Origin of the sequence: Mesorhizobium sp. M0011, from assembly GCF_040324155.1 — a bacterium.
In the GTDB taxonomy this organism is placed as follows: Bacteria; Pseudomonadota; Alphaproteobacteria; order Rhizobiales; family Rhizobiaceae; genus Mesorhizobium.
Map to the genome: position 1 here is coordinate 1 of NZ_JAMYVQ010000069.1, position 4,917 is coordinate 4,917.

A 4,917-nucleotide genomic window follows, 5' to 3' on the forward strand; every position below is an offset into this window, starting at 1 on the left:
GGCGCCACATCGGCCACCTCGTCGAAACCATCGAGGCAGCCGAATGCAAGAACTACTTCGAAAACGCAGGCTACGCTTCCGTCAAAATATGAAACGCTCTAGGCGCTTTTCCCGAAAACCGTTTACACTTCCTTGGAATTGCTCTGGACGGCCCAATTGCTCAGGGGATTGTATACACCGCTATTTCCCGCTCGATGCCGCGCAGCGAGACTTCGTGAAGCACGGGCGTCAGAGCGTTCCTGCGCAACAGATCGGCGGTGAGATTGTCGTCGACCACTGCACGGGTGGCGAAGATAGCCTGTGCGTTGGCCAGGTTCTGGACCCGTGAAGCAATGTTGACCGTCTGGCCGAAATAGTCCTGTCGCTCGTTCATGGACACGGCGATGCAGGGGCCGGCATGGACACCGATCTTGAGCAGCAGATCCTCGCGCCCGCTTCTGTCATTGAGCGCACGCATGGCATCACGCATCCTGAGGGCCGCAGCCATCGCGCGATCAGGCGTCGCGAATGTCGCCATCACCGCATCACCGATGGTCTTCACCACCGCGCCTGCCTCCGCCGCGACGATCTCGTGCAGAACCTGGAAATGCACGTGCACGAGATCGAAGGCTGAAAGGTCGCCCACCCGCTCGTAAAGCGCGGTCGATCCGCGCAGGTCGGTGAACAGGAAGGTGAGGCTGGTGATCTTCAGGCGCTGGTTGATGTCGAGCGTATCCGTACGATAGAGGTCGCGGAACGTCTGGTTGGTGAGCAGGCGCTTGGCGGTCAGAAAAGGCCGGCGTTTGCCCAGGAGATTATGCAATGCCTCGCCGGCGATGAAGACTGCCGGCAGCACGCGGGTGTCGGTCCTGTTTTCCAGCGAAATACGCAGCGGACCGGGTAGCATTTCCAGTGTCTGGTTCTGGACATGGTCGCGGTCGAAAGCCAAAGACAGGCTTCGCCGCTCTTTTGTTGGTTTGCCCTTCGCGTCGATGAACTGCGCTGAATGGGTGACCGGCTCGAAGACGATGATGAATTCGGGCGGAAGCTGTATAAGCAGGACGGCCTTTTCACCCGGCGCCAGCTCGATATCCTCCAGCGAGAACGCTCCTATGTTTTTCGCCAGATCCTCTTCCGGCAGATCGACGCCGGATCCCCAGTAAATCTGGCGAAAATATTCCACCAACGGCAGTTCGTGTGGATTGTGGGCGGCAATCCTGCGCACGCGAGGACTGACGGTGAATGTCACCTCGACCATCTCATCAAGGGTCGGCGAATAGCCTTCGGAGCATAGCGCGCAGGTGTATTCGTCCTTCTGCAGGGTTTTCAGCGTAGCGTTGGTGTCGAGCACGCCGCCACAGCCGGGGCACAGAACATTCCATGAAATGTCGAAGATGCCCACCCGCGCCGCATGGAGGAAGGCGCTTATGGCGCGTTCCTCGTCGAGGCCATGCTTGCTGGCGAAAGCCGGCACATTGATGCGGCAAAGTTCATAATCCTTGCCTTCCGCGATGGTCCGCCGGATCGCGTCGATTGCCTGGAGATCGACATCGGTTGATTGCCGCAAAAGCGAGAACAGATCCTGAATTTCGGTCATCGTGCAGGCTCCGGAAAATGCGCCCCCTAGGTGGTTCACCGGAACCGGTCTTTGTTCCGAGCGCTCCATCTTACTTCGAAACGGATCGTACGGCCATTCGAATGGCAAAGCCCGCGCGACGGTTCAATTTCCGTCGGGATTTTCACCGATCGCAAGCGGCACTATGGTGAGTCCATGGCGTATTCATCTTTGGGACTTTCTCCCGCGCCGACACCCGGCAACCCGCCATTTCCCGCGGCCCTGCGGCTTTTCTCGGCGGGGGTCATCATCGTCCTGATCGTCGGCGCCGGCCTGTTTTTCGCGCCTGCGCTGGTCAAGCCGCGCTGGCCCTGGGCCGTCACGCCGTTCAATGCCCGCTTCCTCGGCGGCTTCTACACCGCCGAAATGGTCGTGATGGCGGCGCTGCTGGTCTGGAACCGCTGGTCGCCAGGCAGGCTCGTGCTTGTCATGGCCTTCATCTTCACCGTCATCGTGTCGGCGGCTTCGTTCTTCAGTCTCGGCTATTTCAACTTCGAGCGCAAAGCGCCCTGGCTCTGGTTCTTGGTCTATCTTGCTTCGGTCGCGGTATCCGGATCGTTCCTTTGGCGGGCCAGGGGCCGTCCTTCCGCAAAGGGCGTGACCTTAAACTCTGCATGGCGCGGCTACATGTCGATGGAAATGGTGATCATCGGGCTCTATGGCGTCGGTCTGTTGCTGTTTCCCCTGACATTCGGCGGCTTCTGGCCGTGGCCGATCGACGCCTTCCACGCTCAGGTCTACAGCGCCATCTTCCTCGCCGGAGCGGGCGGCACATATCTCGTCAGGAAAAGCGCGCCGCGCGAAGAGCTGCTGGTGCTCGGTCTGGCGCAGTTTCTGGTCGGCTTGTTTGCCATCCTTGGCCTTGTCATCACCGAGGCCGCAGTGCACCGGATCGACTGGACGGCGACGGGAACATTGTGCTGGCTCGCCCTTTTCGGCTGGATCGGAATCAGCGGCATCTTCAAACTCTACGCCGTCTCCTGGTACTTCAGCGCGCAATCGGCATCATAGGATGATGAGATGGCTGGATTTTCAGATGATGTCCGGTGCATCGTGCCGGGCCCATTGCCTTTGCCGGGAAAGCCATGACCAGCACGACCTCGCCATTCCCAAAGAAAATCCAGCCGCAACTCCGGGCCATTCGGCCAAGCGATGCGGAGGCGCTTTGCGCCATCTTCAACATGCCGGGCTTCCGCTGGGGCACGCTCAGGATGCCATTCGAGATGGTGGAGCAGGTAGAACGGCGTATCGCCAAGTCCGGCCAGGAAACCACCTGGATCGTTGCCGAGCTGGACGGCAAGGTCGTCGGCCATGGCAGCCTGGTCGTGCAGGGTTCGCCGCGCCGTTCGCACATCGGCGAGATCAATATCGGCCTTGACGATGGCTTTGTCGGCAAGGGTATCGGCTCTGCCATACTTGGCGCGCTGCTTGACGTGGCCGACAACTGGCGCGCCCTGAAGCGAGTCGAATTGACCGTCTATGCCGACAATGAACCGGCCATCCGCCTCTACACAAGCCACGGCTTCGAGGTCGAAGGCCGGCATGTGAAGGCCGGCTTTACCGAAGGGCGGTATCACGACCTTCTGAGCATGGCCCGGCTGCGGTTCTGATGACCACGAACTTTGATCCGACCCTTAAGGCTCCGGTGGATGTTCTGGCAGTGCTATCACTGCTCTGCCCGGAAGTCGTGCGTGACATCGAGCAGAACTGGAATGCACCGGTTTCCGAATACGCCCGCCATCTGTGGCGGCCGGTGGCAAGGCCTGCATCGAGTCCGGCGATCGCTGCCCGTTCGATCCTGCTTGATATACTGCATCAGCGCCTTGATTTGATCATGCAGCCTGAAGAGGTCGGCAAGGCCCTTGAAGAATTCGACCACAGACCGGTGATTCAGTCCGGCCTCCACTGCCTGCTTCTGATGGACCGGATCACCTTCGATGCCCTCCTGTTTGCCTGGCTCGGCGCGGTCGAAAACGGGCTGTCGGCCTTCGTCGGCTTCATGGGAACGACGATGACCATGGAGACAATTGGCCGGGAGGGGCCGGGATGGCTCGATGTCGGCGACGACAAGGTCAACTTGTTTGGCATGGGGCGCCACAAACTATGCCGCAAAAGCGCCTGCGCGGCCGGCCCGGTCACCCTCAACAAGCGGGCGCTCGAAGCGGTGGGCGACGAAACGGATGCCAGCCGCTGGCTGGGCACACTGCTCGCCAGCCAGGACAAGGTGTTTGGAACCGCCGCCGATGCACTGACAGAACTCAACGAGGATCTGGTCGCCGATTGGGATCGTTCCGGCATGGCTCGGCCGGTGTTCATCGATGACCGGCTCGCGGCTTCCGTCGTGGCGCGGCATCTGGACCATGACAGCAGCCTTCTTTCCAAGCTGCTCCTTGAGCCCGCAAGGCGTCAGCGTCTCGAACGTACCCTGCAAGAGACCGAATCGAGCCCATTTGGCAGATTCCTGCCCAATGCCACGGCCTATTTCTGGGGCATTCGCGAGGAGCGCGTGCGCAAGCTCGTCATCGAGAACGGGCACCTGATCGAGCCTGAAAGGCCGAATGGTCTTTCCATCCCGTTCGAGCGGGCGCATCTCAAGCAGGCGCTGCTGGACGGCGTGCTGCTGCCGAACTTGTTCCTGACGTTCCTCGTTCTTGCCATATTGCCGCGCGTGCGGGTCGTGGGCGGCCTGAGGCAGATCGGTTATGTAGCGCTTTTCCATTCGATCCTGCTGGCCGCGCTGGATGAAACCGCGCCGGAAGAGCGCGGTCTGGCTGCCGAGTTGCAGGTTCGGGAAAATGCCTGGGGCACCCGGGTCATCGATGAAAAAATGTCGGTCCGCGAACAGGTTGCCGGCCTGCCGGCAGGGAGGCTGTTTCCTGACCTGCTCGGGCACTACCGTTCGCACACCTTTGCCGAGACGACCGACGACCTGAAACTGGTTCGTGAAAACGCCCGATGGCGCAAGATAGGCCGAGCCTTTGGCGTCTGATCCGGGCCGCATGCCCTCATTTGTCATTGCACTATTCCGGCCTTGCGGAGCCCGTCGACCGTGAGTTCGATATCGGCAGGGTTCTTGTAAGGCAAGACTTTGCGACGGTATTCCAGCGAATAGTCAGGATTGACGCGAGCAGTTCCTGCCATGCCGCCACGCGTGGGGAAAACGGCCCAGATGGCCGTAACTGTCGTTGCGAGCCAGCCCCAAGTCGCCCAATGAGGGTCACTAGAGCGGTTCACGGCTTGATGGAATCGAAGGGGATTCCCGATTTGTCTGTTTTGTGATTCAAGATGCTGGCTGGAGTGGAGGCCAGCATCTGATGACCCGA

General features: G+C 60.3%; 4 protein-coding genes and 1 pseudogene. 3 read left to right on the forward strand and 2 right to left on the reverse strand.

Annotated elements, in window-relative coordinates:
• Positions 1-160 precede the first annotated feature (160 nt).
• A complete protein-coding gene (locus tag NKK51_RS32280; RefSeq protein ID WP_023809558.1) occupies positions 161-1,576 on the reverse strand; it encodes an adenylate/guanylate cyclase domain-containing protein in 1,416 nt (471 codons plus the stop codon).
• A gap of 174 nt (positions 1,577-1,750) precedes the next feature.
• Here NKK51_RS32280 and NKK51_RS32285 point away from each other — a divergent pair, with 174 nt between their 5' ends.
• From NKK51_RS32285 to NKK51_RS32295, 3 genes are all read left to right on the forward strand, one after another.
• Entirely contained in the window at positions 1,751-2,605 is an 855-nt protein-coding gene (locus tag NKK51_RS32285; protein WP_352556326.1) for a hypothetical protein, read from the forward strand.
• Positions 2,606-2,679: 74 nt separating this feature from the next.
• Positions 2,680-3,204: a GNAT family N-acetyltransferase gene (locus tag NKK51_RS32290; protein ID WP_023809560.1), complete on the forward strand. Its 525-nt coding sequence runs from the start codon at positions 2,680-2,682 to the stop codon at positions 3,202-3,204.
• The gene (locus NKK51_RS32295; RefSeq protein ID WP_352556328.1) at positions 3,204-4,583 is read left to right on the forward strand and encodes a hypothetical protein; all 1,380 of its coding nucleotides are present in this window, start codon (positions 3,204-3,206) and stop codon (positions 4,581-4,583) included. The genes NKK51_RS32290 and NKK51_RS32295 overlap by 1 nt, the downstream gene beginning before the upstream one ends.
• Before the next feature lie 23 nt (positions 4,584-4,606).
• On the opposite strand, the pseudogene NKK51_RS32300 reads toward NKK51_RS32295, so the two are convergent.
• Positions 4,607-4,917, reverse strand: a pseudogene (locus NKK51_RS32300) (hypothetical protein); the annotation flags it as partial.

Bases quoted from the DNA above. Each gene is read 5' to 3' on its own strand.
- NKK51_RS32280 (WP_023809558.1), bottom strand. From the start codon at position 1,576: ATGACCGAAATTCAGGATCTGTTCTCGCTTTTGCGGCAATCAACCGAT.
- NKK51_RS32285 (WP_352556326.1), top strand. From the start codon at position 1,751: ATGGCGTATTCATCTTTGGGACTTTCTCCCGCGCCGACACCCGGCAAC.
- NKK51_RS32290 (WP_023809560.1), top strand. From the start codon at position 2,680: ATGACCAGCACGACCTCGCCATTCCCAAAGAAAATCCAGCCGCAACTC.
- NKK51_RS32295 (WP_352556328.1), top strand. From the start codon at position 3,204: ATGACCACGAACTTTGATCCGACCCTTAAGGCTCCGGTGGATGTTCTG.